A 24,824-nucleotide genomic window follows, 5' to 3' on the forward strand; every position below is an offset into this window, starting at 1 on the left:
TAAGTCAAACTTGGCTGTCGTCTGTGGCAATGCCACTTCCTGCATCGCAAGACCTGCTACTTCAGGTGCTTGCCATGCATCCGTTTCGACTGAAAACATCACTTGGAACAGCGGAGAGTGGCTCAAGTGACGATCAGGGGCGACTTCTTCGACCACCCGTTCAAACGGAACAGTCGCATGGGAATAAGCTTCGATTGCTCCTTGTTTCACGCGTTGCAATACGTCGTTCCATGTAGGTTCTCCCGACAAATCGTTGCGGAACACCAGCGTATTGACAAAGAAACCAATAAGTGATTCCCATTCTGCGTGAGATCGGCCTGCTACAGGACTTCCTACTGCAATATCGGTACTTCCCGTATAACGAGCCAATAGCGTTTGGAAAACGGCCAACGTGGTCATATAAAACGTTGTTCCCTGCTTCTTGGACCATCTTGCTATTCCCGCTCGCAGTTCTTCCGATAACGTGACCGAATATGTTGCTCCAGCAAAGGTTTGCTCACTGCCGCGAGGATGATCTGTCGGTAAATCGAGTACAGGAAGATCTGCCAACTTCGTCTTCCAATATCCCAGCTCTTGCTGCATACTTTCGTTTTCCATCCATGCTTGCTCTTGCCATGCATAATCCGCATACTGCAACGTCAGAGGCGGAAGTTCTTTATCATGGTAAATGACAAATAATTCATCCATTAAGATAGGTAAGGATCCTCCATCTGCTACAATGTGGTGCAAATGGAAGAGCAGATACCAGTGCTCATTGGTTAACTGGTATGCATATAATACTGCCAGTGGTCCATTAGCGAGATCAAAAGCTCGATTTATTACTTGATCCATATTCTGTTTCGCTTCATCCTCAGAATGGTCACTGTAGCGTAAATCTTCATACTCAAAACAATCATTTGACGGTTCTGATATTTTTTGAAATAACTGTCCCTCTTTGAAATAGAAATTGGTTCGCATGCTAGCATGACGTTCCAATAAGGCTAGATAACTTTTTTCTAACTGATCCTGGTGGAGTGTTCCTTTGATTTCTACCATAAACGGCATGTGGTATATGGATTGATCTGTTGTATATTGATCCATAAACCACAATCTTTTTTGCCCAAATGAAGCAGGTATCTCTCCATTTTTTTCTGTATGAATCGAAAATAAAGTCTCTTTTTCATTCTGATTTTGTAAATGAAGAACAAACTCAGCAATGGTTGGTGCTGTAAACAATGATTGCAGAGGCAAGGAAATATCAAAAACTTTGTGCACCCTAGCAATCACTTGGGTTGCGAGTAGAGAATGACCGCCAATAGAAAAGAAATTATGATGTATCCCAAATTGATCATGACCTAATACTTCTGACCAGATAGAATGCAGTTGTTTTTCCTCTTCCTTTACTGGCTCCACCACATTTTCTGTTGTGCGATCCATGGGCAGTTCTAATGCATCCAACTGTTTACGATCTATTTTGCCGTTTGAGGTGAGCGGGAAAGTAGGTAACGATAGAAAACGACTTGGAATCATATAGCTTGGTAATGTACTTTCTAACCATGATTTCCAATTGATTTCTTTATTTGTTTGTACATATGCAACCAATTGCTTGCCACTATGGTCTTCTTTTGCTAACACAACCACATCATTTACATCCGCGTGTGTAGCCAAAACGGCTTCGATTTCACCCAGTTCTACCCGAAATCCACGAACTTTTACTTGATTATCAAGCCGTCCAATAAAATGAATCAACCCATTGGAATCAATTCGAACCAAATCGCCGGATCGATACAATCGACCTTTATCTGACAAAGTCACAAACTTTTCGTCTGTCAATTCCTGACGATTGGCATAGCCACACGCTAGACCATCGCCTCCAATGTACAATTCTCCTGGGACTCCAATAGGAACATCTTTACCATTTTCATCTAGTATATAGACATATGTGCCTGAAATCGGTCGTCCGATAGGTACTGAATTCTCACCATCCCAGTCTGCTGGCAGAGGGTAACAGCAAGTAAAGGTAGTATTTTCTGTTGGACCATACCCATTGATTACTTGTGGCCCATGAAGCGAAAGAACCTGTTTTACATGACTTGCAGATACCACATCTCCACCTGTTAACAAATAACGTAGTCCGGAAAGAGAAAATAATTGCTCTTCTACAAAAAGCCGGAATAATCCTGCTGTTAACCAAAGTATGGTAACTTTATTCTTTATAATCTCCTGACTGATTTCCTCTAAAGTAGGTGAGCCTGAAGGCATGATTACTAACTTTGCTCCATTTAAAAAACTCCCCCATATTTCCAGCGTAGCAGCATCAAAAGCAACAGGTGACAACTGGAGAAAGACATCATCTTTATGAATCTGCATATAATTTGGGTTTTGAACCAAACGCACAATACCTCTTGCTGTGATTTCAACACCTTTTGGAAGACCAGTCGAACCAGATGTATACATCACATACGTCAATGAATCAATCGTGGCATGGCACGGAAAATCACGAGAATTCTGATCGAAAAACTTTATTTCTTCCCAGATTGAAAAGCGAAATGATTTATGGTCAAATCGGTCTGCAAATGTTGAACTTGTCAATACATGAGAAAGCTGTGCATCATCCAATAAATAATCAAAACGATCTCTTGGATAATTCACGTCAAAAGGTACATAAACAGCACCCAATTTGACAATTCCTAATATGCTGATATAAAACTCCATGGATCGCTCGAAGCATATTCCTACTTTATCTCCATGACCGATACCTTGAGAAGATAGATACCATGCGACTTGATTTGCTTTATTATTGAGTTCTTGATAACTACAAGTTTGATTCATACTTTGTATTGCTATGGCATTCGGATCTTGCTGAACCATTTGTTCAAACAGGGTAGCTAGAGACTCTTCTTTGTATCTTTTCTCGGTTTGATTCCACTCTAACCATTTTCTTTTTTCATCCGTTGTTATTATGTTTACTTCATTTATTGGAGTGTACTGATCTGTAACCAAACTTTCTAGTATCATTTTAAATTGCTCTAACATGCGATCAATCGTACTAACTGCATATAAATCTGTGTTGTACTCTAAAATGGCATCTAATTCTTCAGCACGCTCTACCATCGTCAAGGTTAAATCAAATTTTGCTATTTTTTGGTCTAATATTATTGGTTCTAAATGCAAAGAGGAATCTGAACTGGTATCCAAATTCATATTCTGTAAAACAAACATAGCTTGAAACAACGGTGATAAAGAAGACTGCCTATCTGGTAATACTGCTTCCACTACTCTATCAAAGGGGACTTCTTGATAAGAAAATGCATCTAATACTGTGTCTTTTACCCTATCTAACGCTTGATTCCACGAAGGATTATCAGAAAAATCTGTACGTAGTACGATTGTATTGACAAAAAATCCGATCACTTTTTCCCATTCTGATTGAAAACGGCCTGCCACCGGACTGCCTACAACCATTTCTTTTTCCCCGCTATATCTGGAAAGTAACAGTTTAAATGCGGTAAGCAATACCATATATAAACTCGAATTTGTCGATTGTGCCACATGGCGAAGTTGCCTTACCAAACTGCTTGAAAGACTTGTTGTGACAGCTGAACCACGATAGGATTCCTTTGCTGGACGAGGATAATCGGTAGACAATTGCGTTGCAGGCATATCTTGAAGTTTATCCACCCAATACTTTAGTTGCTCCTCTTCACGATTCCAATCTTTTTCTTGTTCTGCAATCGCATAATCCAAATAATCATACTGATTGGGAGATACTTGAACTCCTTCGTAAAAAGAAGCAAAATCTTTTATTAAAATCCCCAAAGACCATCCATCCATTACAAGATGGTGTGCTTGAATAAGCAATCTCCATTCTTCTTCCAGACGATAGAGGGAAACGCGAAACAGAGGGCCTTGTTCCAAATCAAAAGGTTGATCTAAGTGATGTTGAATGAGAGTATTTACGACTTTCTCCGGTTGTTCTTCTTTACATAAGTCTTGAAAGGAAAACCAATTTTCCATACTAGATTGGATTCTTTGTTCTGGTACTCCTTTTTCATTTGCATGAAAAGTAACACGCAAGATCCCATGTCTGGTTATAACTTGCTCAAAAGCTTGTTGTAACCTCTCTACCTCTATATGACCAGTCAATCGATAAGCAGCTGGAACAGAATACACGGTTGTTCCTGGAATCAATTGTTCCCAAAACCATAATCTTTGTTGAGAAGAAGAAAGAATAACAGGATTGTCTTTATTGACTACTTCCGTTACCTTTCCAACTTCTAATTGTGTATCAATATATTCAGCTACCTCGTTCAATGGAAAACCCAAAAGTATTTCAGTAGAAAGCTCCACTTCGAATGTTTGTTGTAAGTGGTCTACCATATCCTCTGCTACTGTCTGTTCTAGAAACAATTCATGAACATCTGTAACGACTCGATCACTCCAAATCTCCCAAATCTCAGCAACCAATTCTTCTGTTACTGTACTAGGAGACATAGGAAAAAAAGTTCCCTCCGCTTGTTCGAGCGAAGGAACTTCAACGAATACGGTAGAGCTAAGGTCAACTGTCATATTCTGTTTTACATACTGTCTCAACTCATATTTTTTAGGAGATTGGTTGGCAGTTGGAACAAAATAAGCAATTTGCTTATCTTGTTCCTCCTCCACCTTTATTTGCAATACGGAAGGATGGTGAATTAGAAATAATTCTAACTCTCTTCCTTTTATCTCAAGGTTCTTTTTGTTCACACTCGTCAGCCCTTTCTCACAGAAGCCTTACGAAGGAGATTTTGTTTGATCAGTTTTACTAGCTCGGCAATGGTCGGACATTCAAAAAGAACGCGAAGAGGCAATTGGCAACGATACAATTCGTTGATACGCGTAATTACCTGAGTTGCCATGAGCGAATGACCACCTAGTTGAAAGAAATTATCTTCCACACCAATTTGTCCATCTATTCCTAAGACTTCCACCCAGATTGATACCAAACGCTGCTCCATAGGTGTGCTAGGTGCTACATAAGAAGATTGGATATCCATCTCTAATTCTAGTAGTGCTTTTTTATCCAATTTCCCATTTGGCGTTACAGGAAAATCAGACAACCATTTGTACCCTGCTGGATGCATATAGTCAGGTAACTTCTGCTTAATAAGTGTTTTCCAATCTGATTGTGTATCTTTTTCCGCTTGTACAAAAGCAAGTAAAACCTTTTCGTTATTATCTTGCTCTTTGTAAAGAACAACCACTTGCGTCACATCTGGATGTTCCAGTAAAACGGTCTCGATTTCTCCAAGTTCCACACGAAAACCTCGGAGCTGAATTTGATCATCTTTTCTACCCATAAAAAATAGTTGACCGTCTGTTCCATAACGGACGATATCACCCGTTTGGTAAATCCTCCCCAATTGGATATCATTTGAAAATTTTTCCTCTGTGAGGTCTTGTCGATTTCGATATCCTCTGGCTAGACTAGTTCCTGCAAGCCACAATTCTCCTGACACACCGATTGGCAATTTTTGCCCAAAATGATTGACTACCGCTATTTTTGTACCTGCTATCGGTGATCCTATAGAAGGAAGATCATTTTTATTTCCCTCTGTTACTGTACCCGCAATTGCAACAACCGTATTTTCAGATGGTCCATAGTGATTCACTACCTTTATTGGAAAAGTTGCAGGTGGATATTGACGAAGTTGATCGCCTCCTGTTAGTAACAAACGCGGAATTGTTTCACCTGTCCAATCCAATTGAAAGAAAGCTTCACATAAAACGGTAGGAACAAAACTAACAGTTATCTTGCTGCGAATCAACCAATCTCTCAACCGAGCTGGAGATAAACGTTCCTCTTCCTCTACAATGCACAGAGTTGCACCACTTGCTAATGTTGGCCATATCTCCCAAACAGAAGCATCAAAACCAACTCCTGCAAGCATGGAACATTTATCCTCACTCGTAATCGAATAGGTAGATTGATGCCAATCAACTAGTTGTTGCAAAGATTGTTGAGTTATTTCTACTCCTTTGGGAGTACCTGATGATCCAGATGTATAAACCACATATGCAAGATGTTGAGGTAGACCTGAGCGTGTATGAATCGCTGGCATACTGCTCCATTTCCATTTATCTTTATCCATACATATTAGATGTTTCTTGGTAGCAGCACATTTAGTTTGTAATAAACTGTTTGTAATCACTACATCTAAATCTGCATCTTGGATCATCCATTTGATTCGATCTTCAGGATAAGCCGGGTCAATCGGCACATATGCCGCACCAATGAGATGAATCGCCATCACGCTAGTCACCAAGTCTATCGATCGGTCTAAAAGAACTCCAACACAATCGCCCGTTTTTACATCTGACATTCCTAAGTAGTAAGCCAATTGTGATGCGTTTTGATAAAGCTCCCCATAAGTCCATTCCCCATCTTTGCTTTGGATAGCAATCTGATCTGGACAATTCATCGAATGTGCAACGATTCTTTCTAATGTTGATAATGGATATGCTATCTCTTTTGAATGATGCCAATTGTTTAACTGGGCTTTCTCTTCCTCTAATAAAAGATCCAAATTAGCTACAGATGTACTGGATGATTGAATAAATTGTTTCAGTAACTGTGTAAACAACCGCATAAATCGAACAATCATCTTTTTATCAAATTTACTGTTGTCGTACATCCATTTAAAAAACAGAGTTTCACCAGGAGCCACAACTAAAACTAGTGGGTAATGACTTTTCTCCAATCCTTTTAGATTTGAGATTTGCAAAGTTGCATTCTTAAAATCACGCATTTGATAGTTTTCCATCACCAATAAGTAGTGGAAAAGCGGTTCTTCTATGCCAATTCCAGCCCAGTCCGCAATCTTGGTTAATGGGACATATGAATATTCTTCTGTATCTTTCAATTGTTGTTGTAAACTAGTGAGATATTGTTCCATTTGCATATCCTTGCTCAAATCTATGCGCACTGGAATCGTGTTAATAAATGGTCCCACAATTTGTTCGACACCACTTAATGAACCAGGTCTACCAGATACAGTCGTTCCATAAACCAAATCAGATTGTCCACTATAAGCAGCTAAGAAAATTCCCCAAGCAGCTTGAATAACAGTATTCATTGTTACTTTTTGACTCTTGGCAAATCGCTTGATATCCTCCGTAATTTCTTCTGATAGATACGTAATCCATTCTCCATGTGTGGATATACCAGAAGTAGTAGAAATAGCTATCTCTGCAGGTTTTGCATCAGCTAATTGATGTGACCAGTATGATTTGGCTAACTCTTCATCTTGTTCTTGTAACCATTGAAAATACACTTCATAAGATGAAATCGTTGGAAGCTGTACACTTCTTTGATCCAAAAGTAACTGATAGATTTGCAAAAACTCTTCTAATACAACCGGCATACTCCAACCATCTAGAATAACATGATGATAACTCCAGACAACTTGATGCTTATTTTCTTTGATAGAAAAAACCCCTAAACGCATTAACGGCGGTTTATCCAAATCAAATGCTTTTTTACTATCCTTTGTTAAGTAGTCTGCTAGAAACTGATCTTGTTCTTCTTTATTGAACCCAATCCAGTTCTCGTGATAGATAGGAATATTCATCTGCTTCCAAGCGATCTGATGAGGAATTTTTACTCCTTTCCACCATAAAGAGATAGACAACTGTGAGTGTCTTTCTACCAAGTGATCCCATGCTTCTGCAAATAAGCGGGTATCTAATTCTCCTGTGATATCCATTGTCATTTGAATGACATAAGCTTGCTCATTAGCCTCATAGAGGCTATGAAATAACATTCCTTCTTGTAATGGACTTAGCAGATAAATGCTTTTTACATCTTGTAGAGATGGTACTTGTAACAATTCTTCTTTCTCTAGTTTTGCTAATGGAAAATCTACCAACATCGGTTGAGGTTTTTTCTTCACACAATGTTGAATTAATAAATTCAGCTGTTGTTGATACAGCGTAATCCAAGAAGTGATCTGCACCTTGGAAAATTGAACAGGATCATAAATAAATTTCACTTCTAATTGTTCATCCTGAATAATAGACCATATATCTAAAGCATATGGCCGACGCAATGTCGGATCCACTAATGTACCAATTCCCTCAGAAGTAGAGGAATCCCAAATTGAAGTAGGATCATCCTGAAATTGACCAAGGTAATTAAAGCTAATAGGAGAAGAAGCAGCCAAATCCAGTCTATTCAGATGTTTTAACATCCCATAACTAATTCCTTGTTTTGGTACACGCGAAATCAGATCTTGTACTTTTGGAACAAGGATATCCCAGTCTTCTCCATCCATTTGAAATCGAATAGGATAGATGGAAGTAAACCATCCTACTGTTCTAGATAAATCTGTACCCACTCCAAATGATTCTTCTCGTCCATGTCCTTCCAAATCGATTGTCACCGCATCATTACCGGCCCACGCATGATAAGAACGAATCAAAGCGGCTAGTAGCAATTCTGTTACACGAGCTCGATATGCTTGATAACTTTGAGTTAATAGTAGTTTTGTCTCATCCACAGGTAACCTAAAAGAAATATGCCCTGCATCTTGTTCCCTGTTTTCACTAGCTGTATCAAAAATAGGCGGCAACTCATCTGGACTTGCCTGTTGTTGCTTCCAAAACTCTATTTCGTCGGACCAAGCTTCCGTTTGCGAAGATTTCAACAAAATGTTAGACCAAGCTTGATAAGATGTTGTCTTGGCTGGTAGTATTGATTCTTTTCCTGTAGCTAACTGCTGATACGCTAGTGATAAATCTTCTAATAAAATCCTCCATGATACACCATCGATAATAAGATGATGAATCACCATGAGTAGTTTGTCTTGTTTTCCAAAACCATGCTTAAAATAAATTGCACGAAACAAAGGACCTTCTTGCAAATGAAGACTAGTTTGAGCACGTTGTCCAACTTGTTTGATGGCTTCTATCTGTTCCAAGTCGGTCATGCTGCTAATATCCAAGATTTGAAGTGGAACACTATTGGATATTGTGCTATATGATTGACGCCATCCTTTTTCTGTTTCTACAAAGCGAAGACGAAATCCATCATGATGCTCGATTAATTTTTCTAAAGCATTCGTCAGAATAGAAATAGAAAGTGGATGAGATAAACTCAACAACATCGCTTGGTTAAAATGATGTAAATTTTCCATCTTCTGATCAAAAAACCATTTTTGAATAGGAGTTAATGGAACTTCTCCAAAAATTAAACCTTGATCATGATTGGTGTGCTCTACCACTTTTGCTACTGTTGCAAGTTCACTAATGGTTTGATGGCTGAATACTTGTTTAGCTGTAATTGCTACACCTGCACTCTTTGCACGTGCTACCATCTGAATGCTAATAATGGAGTCTCCGCCAAGTTGGAAAAAGTTATCATGTACACTGATTTGATCGATATGCAATAGTTGGCGCCAAATTTCTGCTAATTGGCACTCTACTTTTGTACGTGGAGCAACAAAATTGTCCTCATCAACTAGTTGATCCCAATTTGGTTCTGGAAGATTGGATCTATCTAATTTTCCATTTGCAGTAAGCGGAAAACTTGATAAAGCGATAAAAAGTTTTGGGATCATATACGAAGGAAGCTTTTCCATTAGTTCGTCTCTCAACAATGGAACATCATAATCATTTTCTGTAACAACATAAGCAACAAGGTTGTTCTCCAAAATCATAACGACAGCTTCACGAACATGATCTAACTGGATTAAAGTCGCTTCTATTTCACCTAACTCTACTCGGTATCCGCGTATGCTAACTTGTCGATCCATTCTACCTTGGAAATGGAGATTTCCATCTGACATTAGGCGTACTCGATCACCAGTTTTGTACAACCGACCAAAAAGCGGATGGTGAATAAAAGAATGTTTGGTTTTATCAGGTTGCTGATGATATCTCGCTGCTAATTGATTTCCGCCAATACATAGTTCTCCTGGTATACCGATCGGTACTTGCATTCCCTGTTCATCCAGTACATAGACCTGTACTCCCGAAATCGGTTTTCCGATAGATGGGGACCAAGGCCCTTCGGTTGGAACCAATCCAGCAGTCGCTACGACTGTATTTTCTGTCGGCCCGTAATGGTTAATGATAGGAATAGGAAAATCGTGTGATGGGTATACATGCAACTGATCTCCACCTGTTAGTATATGTCGTAAACTGCCTCCATTCGACCAAGGAATGGACAACAACTGAGCAAGTAATGGTGTCGGAATGAAACTAATCGTAATACCTTGTCTGATCAACCAATCTCTTAGTTCTGTTGGATCTGTCTTTTTCTCTTCATTGGGGATTACCAATGTACCGCCAGCAGCCAGTGTTGGCCAAATTTCCCAAGCAGAAGCATCAAACGCAGGTCCAGCTAACATAGTAGTGCGATCTTCAATGGTTAGTTCATAAGTTTGTTGATGCCAATTCACCAAGTTGTGTAATCCTCCATGCGTGATGCATACACCTTTAGGTACTCCAGTAGAACCGCTTGTATAAACCATGTAAGCAAGTTGATTCTCCTCAATAGGTGAAAATGCGGCACTTGTTGGCATATGATCCCATGAAACAGGATGTTTATCTAATACAAAAGTAGTTGTTGCAAGACCAGCTAACCGTTCGGTAAGGTGATTTTCCGTTAAGAGGACAGATGCCCCTGAATCTTCAAACATATAAGCCAAACGTTCTAATGGATAAGTAGGATCTAATGGAACATAACAGGCTCCTAGTTTCATTACACCTAATAGTGCGATTACTAGTTCTGAGCATCGATTCGCGCAAATAGCTACCCGGTCATGCTTACCGACCCCTATAGAACGAAGAAACAGAGCCAATTGAGTAGATTGTTGATCTAACTCCAAGTAAGACAATGTTTTTTGATCCTCTACTACAGCAAGCCCCTCAGGAACCATTTGGACTTGTGCTAGAATTTGATCTGGCAGAGGTTCAAAATCAGAATGAATATTTTCTTCTGTCTTGGACCATGAAGCAAGCAACTTCACTTCTTTTTCACTAAGAAGTGACAGCATGTGATAATTTTGTTCTAAATCTTGTACCATTTGATCCAAGATGTACTCATAATTGGCTATCATTCTTTCCATTGTTTCTGGTGAAAATAAATTCCGATTGTATTCAAAAGTTAAAAAGATACCATTCGATTGTTCTACTGCTGTTAATGTTAAATCAAACTTAGCCGATGGTAGGGGGACCGGGATAGGTTGAATAACCAAGTTTTCTTTGTATTCTTTTTCGTTCGAAACCGATTGCATCGCAAACATAATTTGAAAAAGTGGTGATTCGCTTAGTTTTCGATCAGGAGAAACAGCATCCACTACTTTCTCAAATGGAACTTGGCTGTTCGCATAAGCTTCAAGTGAAATCTCTCGAACTTGATGTAACAAGTCTTCCCATGTCTCACTTTTGCTAATATCTGTACGAATTACCATGGTCTCTACGAAGAAACCAATCAAACCTTCCAATTGTTCATTGTCTCTACCAGCTACTGGACTTCCCACTGCAATATCTGTCTGTCCAGTATATCGACTGAGTAATACTTGAAACGAACTGAGTAAAACCATATACAATGTAGAACCATATTCTCTGCTCACTGCGTTCAATTCATCTGCTAATGGAATGGGTAATAAATGATAAACTGTATTACCTTCATAGGTTTGTTCATTAGGTCTTGGAAAGTCTGTCGGCAAGATGATTGGAGTTACATCTTCTAATTTTTCTTTCCAGTAGTCGACTTTCTTTTCCCATCCTTTTGATTTCGCCTGTTCCTCTAGATGAAAAGCATAGTCAGTTGGATCCAAAGACAAATCCGGTACGTCTACTTCTACATCCATCCATTTGCTCTCATAGAATTGAAATAATTCACGTTGTAAAATAGACAAAGACCATCCATCTGCGATTAGATGATGCATCAGAAAGAAAAGATAACACTTGTCATCCGACAATTGGTATCGCTTTACTCGTATAAGTGGAGCACTCTCCAAAGCAAACGGAACTTCTATTTCACGTTCTATTTGTAATCGTGCCTCTCTTTCTGGATCTTCCGCTGATCGAAGATCCATCTCCTCTACAGATACAGTTCTATTTTCTGCAATCATCTGATAAGGAATGCCTTCTTCTTCATGAAAAGAAGTTCGAAGAGCCGCATGTCGCATAACCAAACGGTCAACAGCATGTTTCAGTCCTTGATTTTGAAGAGGACCCTCCACTTTTAATACAAATGGCAAATGATAGACATGTTTTAACGGAAGTATTTGTTCCAAAAACCAAACTCTTTTTTGTGATGGGGAAAGTGGTATTTTTCCAGCTTGATCATATTTTTTTATTGATTTACTATCTTCTTTTGATATATGTAGCATTTGATCCAAATCACGAGCCAACAACTTCACTGTTGGCGACTGAAAGAGAGAACGAATAGGCATGACCACTTGAAATATTCTTGCAATTCTTGAAATGACTTGTGTTGCTAACAAAGAATGTCCACCCAGTGCAAAAAAGTTATCCGAATTATTTACTTCTTTTCCTAATACCCCTTGCCAAATTCCCTTTAAAATTTCTTCCAATGGAGAGTCATTCGATAGAGGAAGCGAAGAAATCGATTTATCAACTGCATCCGGAAGCGCCTTGCGGTCAATCTTTCCATTAGGTGTCAATGGAAACGAATCCAACTCAATAAAATGATTCGGAATCATATAGGTAGGCAAAAACTCCCTAACATAATCAGCGTAATCCATTCCTTTATCATGACTGGTAACATAAGCTATCAATTGATCGTCTGTTGCTACTACCAACGATTTCGTTACCATCACGTGTTTTTCCAACACATGCTCGATCTCTGCTAATTCAATTCGATAACCTCTGACTTTCACTTGGTGATCCATTCGACCTAAAAAAATGAACTCACCATTTTCTTGTAATACTACAAGATCTCCTGTTCGATATAACTTCTCTTCTGAACGAAAAGGGTGTTCTACAAACTTCTCTGCTGTCAATAATGAACGGTTCAAATATCCTTTTGATATTCCAACTCCACCTAAATAAAGTTCACCAGGGAAACCCATTGGCAGTAAGTTACCTTGTTCATTCATTACATATGCTTCAGTGCCCGCAATAGGTTGACCAATAGCAGGGGCATGGATAGAACCTTTTTGCACAAGGGAATAAGTTGAATAAGTTGTATCCTCAGATGGTCCATAGAGATTATAAACTTTCTCCACATGACCTAAATCATAAATGGATTGTGCCAATTGATTTGTTAGTGATTCTCCTGCTAAATTAATCGTTTTTACTGTAGATGGGATAGCACCTAAATCAAGTAATTGGGTGATGGCGGATGGAACAGTGTTAATCAAAGTCACTTGATCTTTTCTATCCAAATCTACTAATCCAAGAGCATCTTCCACACCAATAACAACTCCGCCATAACTAAGCGGGAAAAACAACTCAAAAACAGATAAATCAAAACAAATAGACGTCGATGCTAATACACCATTTCTTTCTTCTGGAGTGAATACGGTACTTGCCCACTTCACCAAATGAACTGCACTTCGGTGAGAGATCATTACACCTTTAGGCTGACCTGTGGAACCAGAAGTATAAATGATATAGGCAAGGGACTCTCTGCTACCTTCCATATTTAGATTGATTGTAGATAAGGTTGCTAATGATTGTTTTATTTGATCAAGAAAAAGAGATTCCCCTTCATAATCAGGTAAAGATGAAAACGAAGTTGATTTTGTAATCAAAAGTCTTACTTGTGAATCTTTTAATATGTAAGTAAGTCTAGCTTCTGGATAGGATAGATCAATAGGAACATAAGCAGCGCCGATTTTCCAGATTGCGTAGAAAGACACAACCATATCAATTGATCTAGGCATCCCTACTGCTATAAAATCTCCTACTTTTAGCCCTTTTTCCAATAACAAACGGGCAAGTTGATTTGCTCTATCATTCAGCTCTTGATACGTCACGGAATCATTACCCCAAATGAGAGCCGTTTTTTCTGGTGATTCTTCCGCTTGTTTTTCTAACAATTGATGCATTTGTTCCGTCGGTATAGATACAGGAATCTCCCATTGATTCCCAGATAAAATTTTCTGTTTCTCTTCCATCGTTGTCCATTCAAGTCGATCAAGGCTTTTCCATGGATCTGCTAGAACTTGTTGCAAAAGATATTGATAATGAGTACCCATCTTGGTTACTTGAGTTGAATCCATTAATGATGCCTCAAAAATCCATCTACAACGAATTTCCTCACTTGGTAAAACCATAAGAGTAAGTGGATAGTGCGATTTCTCGATAGATTTACCAATAGATAAAGAAAAATCCTTATGTACCAAAGCTTCAGTTGGATAATTTTCATAAACAAATAGAGAATTAAATAAGTCATTTCCGCTTGGAACTTGACTACAAGCTTGAATTTCAGCAAGAGGCATTCGTTCATACATCTTCATTTCAAGTTGCTCTTTTTGTAACTCCTGCAACCAACTTTGTATCGTAGAAGAATGAGAAAGCACAGCATGTACAGGAACCGTATTCATATGCATTCCCACACGATGTTCATATTCTTCTATCAATGGTGATCGCCCTGATACAGCCATTCCCACTACCACATCGGTTTTAGAAGTATACAGACTAACAGTCAATAGCCATATTCCTAATAAAAGAGTAGATTCTGTAATATTTAGTTGTTTTGCTACTTCACGTATTCTAGCTGTTTGTTCTTTTGAGAAGATAAGGTCATGTTCAGTAGGCTCGAGCTGATATGGACCATCAACCTGTTTTTTTATTGGCAAAATGGTAGGCTCTGTAAGAGATTCAAGGTGTTTTCTCCAAAAAACGGAAGCTTCTTGTGTATCTTCCGTTTCTAACCAAGCTACATACTCTGAAAAAACAGGTGCAGAAAGGAGACTCCCTTCTCCCTCATATAATGCCAGCAAATCTTTTAAAACAACAGGGCAGCTCCATCCGTCGAGAAGAAGGTGATGAAAAGACCATAAGAGACGATACTGTTTCTCTGTTATTTTCACCATCGTAATTCGTGTTAGAGGTGCATCTTGCAAGTCAAATCCCAATTTACGATCACGATGGAGTAATTGACTCCATTCTTTTTCTTGACAGTCCGCGGAAAGATGACTCCAATCTATCAGAACAAAAGGGATGTTCCCCTCCATTTTTACAACTTGAAGAGGGGTAGTTAATTCTTCCCAGAAAAATGCAGTTCGAAATACTTCATGTCTTTGCACAATCTGTTGCCATGCTTTTTCAAATCGATCCAAATCGATAGAGCCATTTAGTTGAAGACATAATTGATTCACATATACACCTGACAAGCTTTCATCCAATGAATGAAATAAAATCCCTTGTTGAGCCGGTGTCAATGGATACACATCTTGAATTCCTTCTTGCAACATTTATCGGCCCTTTCTCTCTTTGATTTTAGAAAAAATTCTAGATAAATCTGCTTCTCTTACCTTGTTTTTAATTTTTGTTTTCCCTTGCTTCATTGTTAAACAAGCTTCAGCAAAATACTTAGCAAAGGTCGATATGGTACTTGCTCGATACAATCCCTTGCTATACCCCCAAGATAAAACCAGTTTCCCATCTTGGATGTAGCTATTGATTTCTAACAAATAAGGCCGGACAGCTTCTTGGTATTTACGAGGTCCATAGAATGACAATTTTTTAATTAAACCTGTTTTTTCTTCTATCATTTGATCGAATTGGCCAAGGTAATTAAAAAGAATAGGGGACGAATCAGCTGCCATCAATTCTGGATCTTTGTTCATATATCGTAAAATTCCGTATCCTCTTCCGCCATCTGATCTACGTTGCAGTTGTTCTCGAATGATAGATATACGATTGTCGTTAGAATCGCCTTGTAAAAGAACTGGATAGATACTAGTAAACCATCCAATTGTTCGTGAAACATCGATCTGCTCATTCTCATGATCTCGTCCATGTCCTTCTAAATCCAAGCGCAATGCTTTATTCCCAGACCATTTTTGATAACCTTTCCATAGCGCTACTAGCAGTAACTCATTGATTTTCATCTTGGATGACTGATTTAGAAGCGCATATGTTTCTTCTCTGGTAAATATTTGAATGTATTCTTCGGTTTGTGTATCTGTATTTACGCCATTTTTATAATCAACTGGAAACCGTTCAATCATTGGCTTAACAATTCCTAACCAATGCTTTTTTTCTTGTTCCATCTTTTGAGTATCTAAACTTTCTTGCTGGATATAACGAGCCCATTGTTGGTAAGACGTTGTTTTCGCATTTAGCAACAACGGCACACCGTTTTCGAGCTGTTGGTATAATCGTTTGATATCATCAATTAAAATCCTCCAAGAAACACCATCCATTGCTAAATGATGGATTGCGATGATTAAGACTGGATCTTGCTGATCACGAGAGACAAATGTTGCTGCAATTATTGGACCTTTCCTAATATTCAGCTGTTGCTCCGTAACTTGATGCAGATATTCAATAGAACTATCAGCTTCATTTACAACTTCCAGAAGTACATTGTGCTCCGATTCTGCATTACTTGATGTCCACTGTACTTGTTTTAGATAAAAACGAAGACGCAATGCATCATGATGATCTACTAACTTTTGTAAGACTTGTTGCAGAAGGAGTGGCTCTACCCGTTTGTCTAGGGTGAGAATCATCGATTGATTCCAATTGTTATGATTTGGTATTTTTTGATAAAAAAACCATTCTTGGATAGGGGTAAGTAGCACATCGCCAGTAACCACACTCTGGTCTATGTGAAGTTTTGAGTCATCACTAGTAATATGAGCCATCTTTTCAATTGTCGGATGGGTGAAAAAGTGTTTGGGATTTATCTTAAAACCTAGTTGCTTCGCTTCTGCTATTACTTGCAAACTGAGAATAGAGTCTCCACCTAATTCAAAAAACCTATCCGTTACTCCAATCTGATCTTTTTTTAATACCCGCTTCCAGATTGCTAAAAGTTTTGCTTCTTGATCATTTGCAGGCTGAACCATACCACATAGATTTTCATGTTCCGCTGGTTTTGGTAATGCCTTTCGATCGATTTTCCCATTCAATGTTAAAGGAAAAGAAGATAATACAATGATCTGGTTTGGAATCATATATTGTGGCAATTTTTCTTCTAAATACGAATGAAGTACTTCCGTATCCACTATTGAATCTACTTGTTGCACGATATAGGCAATTAGTTGTTGTTCATCTGCAATCAAAGCCGCTTCTTTCACTGTTGAATGTTCACATAATGCTGTCTCTATTTCACCTAATTCAATACGGAAACCTCTCACCTTTACTTGAAAATCTGTTCTTCCTAAATAAATAAGTTCTCCATCTTTTGAGAAACGAACCAAATCACCAGTTCTGTATAGCCTGCCGTAATGAGGATGATCCATAAATTTTTCTGCTGTTTTGTCAGGCTGACCAAAGTACTCTCTTGCAACACCATTCCCACCTATATACAACTCACCAGTCACACCCATTGGAACCATTTGTTGATGGTGATCGAGAATAAATATTTTCGTATTTCGGATGGGTTTACCGATAAATGGAGATTGGCAATCCTCACGGTTCATAAGTGCATAGGTACTATATGTTGTACATTCCGATGGTCCATATAAATTGTAGACTCTTTTTACAGACTGGATTTGGTATAAATCATCTACAAGCTGCCTTGGTAACGGTTCTCCAGCCAAATTAACAGTCAGCACGGATGAAGGAAATCCAAGTGATAACAGCCCTTTTGCTGCTGATGGTACGGTATTGATCAATGTCACTTCATTTGCAGCTGGTAACACAGGTAGAGAAAGTGCATTTTCGGCAAGAATAACTTTCCCACCGCTTAATAAGGGTACAAAAATTTCAAAAATAGAAAGATCAAAGCAAACCGAAGTTCCAAACAGTACTCCCTCTAACTCTTTTTCAGTAAATACATCTTTTGCCCACTGTACAAAAGTCATGACTTGACGTTGCTCTACTGCTACCCCTTTTGGCTTCCCAGTAGAGCCTGATGTATAAATCAAGTAAGCTAGTTGATGGAGTTCTTGTACAGTTTGAACGGATGTTGTAGAATAATTGCTCCACATTTCACGTTTCACTGTTAGTTTTACTACTTGTAAATCACTTAGTTTTGATTCCATTTCTTGATCTATTAAAAGAAGCGTTGCATTGGCATCTTCAACCATATATTGCAAACGTTCTTTTGGATAGGATGGATCCAAACCAAGATAAGCTGCACCCGTTTGTAATACTGCCATTATTGCTACCATCAAAGAATACTTACGATGAAGAGCAATCCCAACGATTTGTCCATTTCCAATTCCTTTTTCAATCAATAGTTGTGCGAACTGATTGACATCTTCATGCATTTGTTGATAAGTGATGCGATCCAATCCATCAATCACTGCGACTTTGTCTGGGGATTTTGCAACTTGCTCTTGCCATGCCTGACTTAAAGTAACTTCAGGATTTACACTTTTACCACCATCACCAAATTGCAAAATAGTAGATTGCATTTCTTCTGACATATATGTATACGAATGAATAGATTGATTTGGATTATTTCCTATTTGTTCAAGCAACATGACATAGCTATCTGCCAATTGTTGGATCATATTTTTTTCGAATAGATAACTGTCGTATTGCCAGTGAAGAGCAAGATCACCGTTGTTTTCGGCAATTTTTAATGTTACATCAAATTGGGATGTGATGTCAGGTATTGCAACGCTGGTAGTCTCTGATTTCCCCCATGGAATAGTGATTTCACCTAGACCTAATGACATTGCTGAAATTTCGGGTATGAAGGATGTTTGTTCAAAAGCTAGCATCGCTTGGAATATAGATGGGATACTCGGATCTCGTTTAATAGCTAGATTCTCTACTAGATCAATAAATGAAATGTCATATTCAGTAGCTTCTTGTACATTTTGTCGAGTTTGTTGTAATAGCTGAGTAAAGGTTGGAGAACCAGATAGATCTCCTCTGATTACCATCGGATTTACCATATAATTCATTTGCTTTGATAACGCAATCGTTGGTCTTGCAACAGTCGGGCTTCCAATGATGATATCTGTCTGACCACTATGCCGAGAAAGAACCATCTGATAAACTGCCAGAAGCACTTGATAGAGAGTAGCTCCATTTGTGCTCGCCAATTCGCGTAAAGTAAGGACAGCCTCTTTTGGCAAAATACTAGCCACTTGCTCTCCTTTAAAGGATTGACTACTCCCACGAGTTTGTTTTTGTGGTAAATCAAGAACAGGTAATTCACCAGCTAGTTTTTCTTTCCAGTAAGCTAAATTTATTGGTTTTGGTTCTTTTTCTTCTATACAAACAGGTTTTATTGGTTTAAAATAGGGTTTTTTGCCGTTTTCCAATGACTCATAGCAAAATCGCAGTTCGGATAGAAACATATCCAATGACCATAGGTCACAAACGATGTGATGAAAGCAGATCAAACATGTAAAAGATTGATCAACATGTTGGTATAGTTTGATCTGTAAGAGTGGTGTTTGATTTAAATAGAATGGCTGATACGCATCTTCGATTAGTTGACTCGTAAAATCTACGATTGCATCTTTTTCTTCCCAATTCAACTGAATATCAGATGGGAGGATAAATTCTAATTTTCCATCTTTTCGTTGCTGGATGCAACTAAGTAAAATAGGATACCTTTCAACCAAATAACGGAATGATTGATATAACAAATCTTTGTTGCATTCTTTTGCAAAACGCAATGCAATAGGTATGTGGTAAGCCGAATTATTCGGGAACGTTTCTTGAATATACCAAATGGCTTCTTGCCCACGATTTAATGGAATGGCCGAATCTTTTGCCGATGAAGGTTGATCCAATTTTTTTATATCCGTTGGAGGTTCCAATAACTGAGCATGAACACAAACAAAAAACTGACCCCATGTCCATCCAAGCAATATTCCTACTTTTGGTAACTCTACACCCCAATACTCTTCTATTGAAAATTTAAATTGAAGTATCCGGATAGAGTCAAAACCAAAAAAAGATATCTCTCGTTTCATCCAATCCTTTTCTACTCCGTGCAATCCTAAATGAGAAACGACATGATCTTCCAACACTGTCCGTTGTCTGGTTGGAGTAAGCAGACTCCATTCTTGCCACTGAAATAATTCTTCTTCTGTAGATGCTAAAGGTTCATTGTCAATAAGACGATATACAACATGCAGTTGATCCTCTGCATATGCTTTTTTACAAGCTCTTCTTTGAATTTTGCCACTTGAGGTTTTTTGCACACTATTTTCTTCAATAAAAATGAGTTCATGGCATTTGACACCATGTTCTTCTGCTAATGCCTGCTGAATTTGTCTTGCTAATTGGGGAATGTCAACCAATTGGAAAGCATCTTGTCTCAATTCCTGAACAATAATTAATTTTTCCTCACCATCATCGATTGAAAAAGCAGCACCACATCCAGGACGACAGAAGGATGAACAAGATTCTACGGTTAATTCTAAATCCTGTGGATAAAGGTTTTTCCCACGTATGATGACAAGATCTTTATATCTGCCTGCAAGAAATAGTTCCTCATCAATGAAAAATCCCAAATCACCAGTGCGTAAGTAAGGTCCATCCCCACCGATATATGCTTCGAAATCTTCCTTTGATTGTTCCGGACGATTCCAATATCCATGTGCTACACTGGACCCTTTTACCCATACCTCTCCGACTATATTTGGGTCACAAAGTTTCCATGTTTTAGGATCTACTATTTTTATTGTTAAACCTGTTCCTGTCGATCCACAACTAACCATCATTCTCGCATTTTGGTCATCACTGACATGTACATGTCCTTTGTTTAAATCAGGAATGGAAACAGAACAGTAACCAGGTTTTTGATCCCAACTGGCACCTGTTATAAACAGAGTGGTTTCAGCCATACCATACATCGGATAATGAGCTTCTGCTCGAAAGCCGTAAGGCGAAAATACTTCTGTAAACTTCTCCAAAGTCTGATATCGAACAGGCTCTGCACAATTCACTGCTACTCGCCAGCTACTAAGATCCAAAGATGCCCGTTGTACAGGAGATGTTTTACGCACACATAAGTCAAAACCAAAATTTGGACAACAGGTTGTAGTTCCTCGAAAACGATCAATTGCTTTTAACCAAAGATATGGATTAACAACATATTGGTAAGGAGAGAGTGAGACCGCATGAAAACCAACGTACATAGGCTGCACTACACAACCAATTAATCCCAAATCATGAAAAATAGGCAACCATGAAACGCTTACATCATCTTTCGTGTGCTGTAATCGATCACAGATAATTGCCGAGTTGTCTAACATATTTCCATGACTTACCATTATCCCTTTGGGGTCTCCTGTTGAACCTGAGCTATATTGTAAATAAGTGACTGTATCGCGATCGATGTCTGGTTCATTCCAATCCTTTGCCCAAATATCGGATAAAGTATCAGTTGGAAACCACTGCATTTCCAGACCAACCAAAGCTTTTCTATTTTGAATATCCATATTTTCTAGTACATCTATTGTCGTTAGCGCTATCTTTGCCCCTGCATCTTTTACAATTGCTTGTAATCTAGTTGTTCGGCGATGTTGTCCTTCTGGGGGATATCCTGGAACTGCAATTACTCCAGCGTATAAACAACCATAAAATGCACTAATAAAATCGAGACCTTGATGATAGAACAACATTACTCTTTCGCCTGATTTAACTTTTGTTTGTAACCAAGCAGCGATGGATCTAGCTCGAATATCTAATGTTTCGTATGTATAACTTATTTCATCCTTATCTCCATCTTTTAAAAAAGTATATGCTTTTTGGTCGCCTTGATATTTAGCCCGATATCGCAAAATATCGATCAAGGTCGTAAACATTTTATACATGTTTCCTCCTAAGATATATCTATAACAAAGTAGATATGGAAAACTAAAATACATTCGTTTCTACATGATGAATTTTTTGGAAAATCTAATGACATACTATCAGAATAAAATGAGTTATGTCAATGATCCGTATTCGTTTGTAATATTTCTGCATATTTAATAGATTCCAAAAAATAGTTGCTGCTTATGATAATATGATAGAATCTGTTTCAAGAACTTGTGAAAAAGGATGAATGAATCAATGACCACACAATCCATACTTATGAAAATGGAAGACATCATCATCGCGAATCAGATGATCAAAGACGTAGTATTACGAACACCATTGCAACGAAACGAATATTTATCCAATTTGTATGACTGCAATGTTTACCTGAAAAGAGAAGATCTTCAAGTGGTAAGATCCTTTAAAATACGTGGCGCTTTTTATATGATTCAAAGCTTATCTTTAGAAGAACGAAACAAAGGAGTGGTGTGCGCAAGTGCAGGGAATCACGCACAAGGGGTAGCCTATTCCTGTAGTAAACTTGGAATCAATGGTAAAATTTTTATGCCTACCACTACTCCTCGGCAAAAAGTGGACCAAGTCAAGCGCTATGGTGCAGCTTTTGTAGAGGTTATATTAACTGGTGATACATTTGATGACTCTTATTTAGAAGCCAAGTCATATTGCGATAATCATCAAATGTCATTTGTACACCCTTTTGATGATTATCGAACAATTGCAGGACAAGGAACGATTGGTATGGAAATCATGAATGATATCGATAAAGTCGATATGCTTTTCGCAGGCATTGGTGGAGGAGGATTGATCGCGGGCGTCAGTACTTATATGAAAGGCATCGACCCAAACTGTAAAATCATTGGTGTAGAGCCACAAGGGGCTCCATCCATGAAACGATCCATCGAAGCTGGAGAAGTGGTTACCCTCGATAAAATCGATCCTTTCGTAGACGGAGCAGCAGTTAAACAAGTAGGACAAATTACTTTTCAAATCGTAAAAGATTTAGTAAGTGACATTGTACTTGTACCAGAAGGGAAAACATGTAGTACCATTTTAGAGTTATACAATCAAATTGCTCTTGTTGTGGAACCTGCTGGAGCATTATCCATTGCAGCACTTGATTTTTATCGTAGTGAAATCAAAGGAAAAAATGTGGTATGTATTGTTAGTGGAGGGAATAACGATATCGATCGTATGCAAGAAATGAAAGAACTTTCAATGATCTATGAAGGATTAAAGCATTACTTCATCGTATCTTTTCCTCAACGAGCAGGTGCACTCCGCGAATTTGTTCAGCATGTATTAAGTGAAGATGATGATATCACTCGATTTGAATATACAAAGAAAAACAACAAAAGTTCCGGCCCTGCGTTGGTAGGGATTGAATTAAAAGATCCAAAGAACTACCAGTCTCTGCTTAAACGAATGGACGAGTATGGTTTCCCATATATAGAGGTTAATCATGATCCAACCTTGTTTAATTTACTTATCTGAGCCATTTCCCCTCCCATTTGAAGCCAAATGAGGAGATCATGTTGGATGTCCGGCGGTGGCACCTTTCGCTAGTCATGGGTGAGGATCTGGTCCGATTCCCCTACGATGTCGACATCGCTTATTTTCCTTGATGGGAAGAATGGGTATTGACTCCACACAAGTGGAATCCCATTTTTAACTAAGATTGATTTAATCATATAAAACGAAAAACGACTTGAAATGAGAATATCTATTTCCTTTCAAGTCGTTTTCTTTATGTGTACTAATTTTTTGTTACTGCTGTAGCCGTTACTAAAGACATCCGCGGTGTGCCAAGGACAACCTTACCTTTGTAATAGATTTGAACATATCCAACTGCAGTGCCTTTTTTCATTGGTGCACGTAAATTTGGATAAATAACAATATGATAAGAATAATCTTTTTCTTTGCCTTTGAGGAGCGGAATCGTCAGATTACGAAGAGAAACAATAGATACTGGACCATTGTGCCCACTCACTCTAATCGTTTTATAACTGGATATCGCTCTTCCCGCTTGGAGGATCAAACTTGGTGTATAATTTTGGTAAATGTAATCATATAACTGTTTGGTTTCTTTATATCTTTTATCTAAAGTACTAGATCCCAACAAAACGGAAATAAGGCGGAAATTATTCCGAGTAACGGTACCTACATAACAATATTTAGCAGGAGTTGTAAATCCTGTCTTGAGACCATCCACCCCTTTATAACCATACGACAACGTAGGCAGCATCGAATTGGTATTGGTCACTTTCATTTGTCGAGAAGTACCGGGATGAAAGGTATGTCGGAGAATCGTAGAAAACGAATATATTTCGGAATGTTTCGCCAATATATATCTAGTTAAGATTGCCATATCATTTGCAGACATTGTATTCGTATATACTTTGCCAGAAGAAGACTTATAGACCAGTCCACTGCTCGTATAAAATTGCGTCTTTCCCAATCCTAATTCTTTCGCCTTTTGATTCATCAAAGAAGCAAATTTTTCCTCTGACCCACTCACTTTCTCCGCAAGTGCATAAGCAGCATCGTTTGCAGATGCAACCATCATCCCTGTAACAAGTTCTTTTATGGAAATTTTTTCACCAGCCACCAGTTTAATTTCTGATTCATTAATAGCTTGTGCTTTTTTGCTAACGATCACTTTGTCTGACCAATGTAACTTTCCTTGCTTGATTTTTTCCATGACGATCAGAGCTGTCATTAACTTAGATAGACTAGCAATAGGTAAGGAAGTGTTTCCATTACCACTCATTAAAATTGCTCCACTAGAGTAATCCATAACATAAAAAGCTTTTGAAGTAATAGTAGGTTTACTTGCAGCTGCAAACAAAGATGTACTCATGGAAAAGAAAATCACAGTAGCTAATAATAATAATAGAGGAAACTTTCTTAACATCTTGTCT

The 24,824-nt window shown here is 38.3% G+C and carries 5 protein-coding genes; 1 reads left to right on the forward strand and 4 read right to left on the reverse strand.

Annotated features, from left to right (window positions below; genetic code table 11):
* The 3 genes from A3GQ_RS0118250 to A3GQ_RS0118260 form a co-directional block, all read right to left on the reverse strand.
* The coding region (locus A3GQ_RS0118250; protein WP_028778291.1) for a non-ribosomal peptide synthetase at positions 1 to 4,725 on the reverse strand (4,725 nt) is incomplete at its 3' end.
* Positions 4,726 to 4,730: 5 nt separating this feature from the next.
* Positions 4,731 to 15,413, reverse strand: a complete 10,683-nt coding sequence (locus A3GQ_RS0118255; RefSeq protein ID WP_028778292.1) for a non-ribosomal peptide synthetase — start codon at positions 15,411 to 15,413, stop codon at positions 4,731 to 4,733.
* Positions 15,414 to 21,899, reverse strand: a complete 6,486-nt coding sequence (locus A3GQ_RS0118260) for a non-ribosomal peptide synthetase (protein WP_028778293.1) — start codon at positions 21,897 to 21,899, stop codon at positions 15,414 to 15,416.
* Between the two features lie 241 nt (positions 21,900 to 22,140).
* Here A3GQ_RS0118260 and ilvA point away from each other — a divergent pair, with 241 nt between their 5' ends.
* On the forward strand, positions 22,141 to 23,397 hold the full coding sequence (gene ilvA / locus A3GQ_RS0118265; protein ID WP_028778294.1) for a threonine ammonia-lyase IlvA: 1,257 nt from the start codon (positions 22,141 to 22,143) through the stop codon (positions 23,395 to 23,397).
* Positions 23,398 to 23,659: 262 nt separating this feature from the next.
* Here ilvA and A3GQ_RS0118270 read toward each other — a convergent pair whose 3' ends face one another.
* Positions 23,660 to 24,817, reverse strand: a complete 1,158-nt coding sequence (locus tag A3GQ_RS0118270) for a D-alanyl-D-alanine carboxypeptidase family protein (protein WP_028778295.1) — start codon at positions 24,815 to 24,817, stop codon at positions 23,660 to 23,662.
* Between the last annotated feature and the right edge of the window lie 7 nt (positions 24,818 to 24,824).

Origin of the sequence: Shimazuella kribbensis DSM 45090 (assembly GCF_000428065.1) — a bacterium.
GTDB lineage: Bacteria > Bacillota > Bacilli > Thermoactinomycetales > Thermoactinomycetaceae > Shimazuella > Shimazuella kribbensis.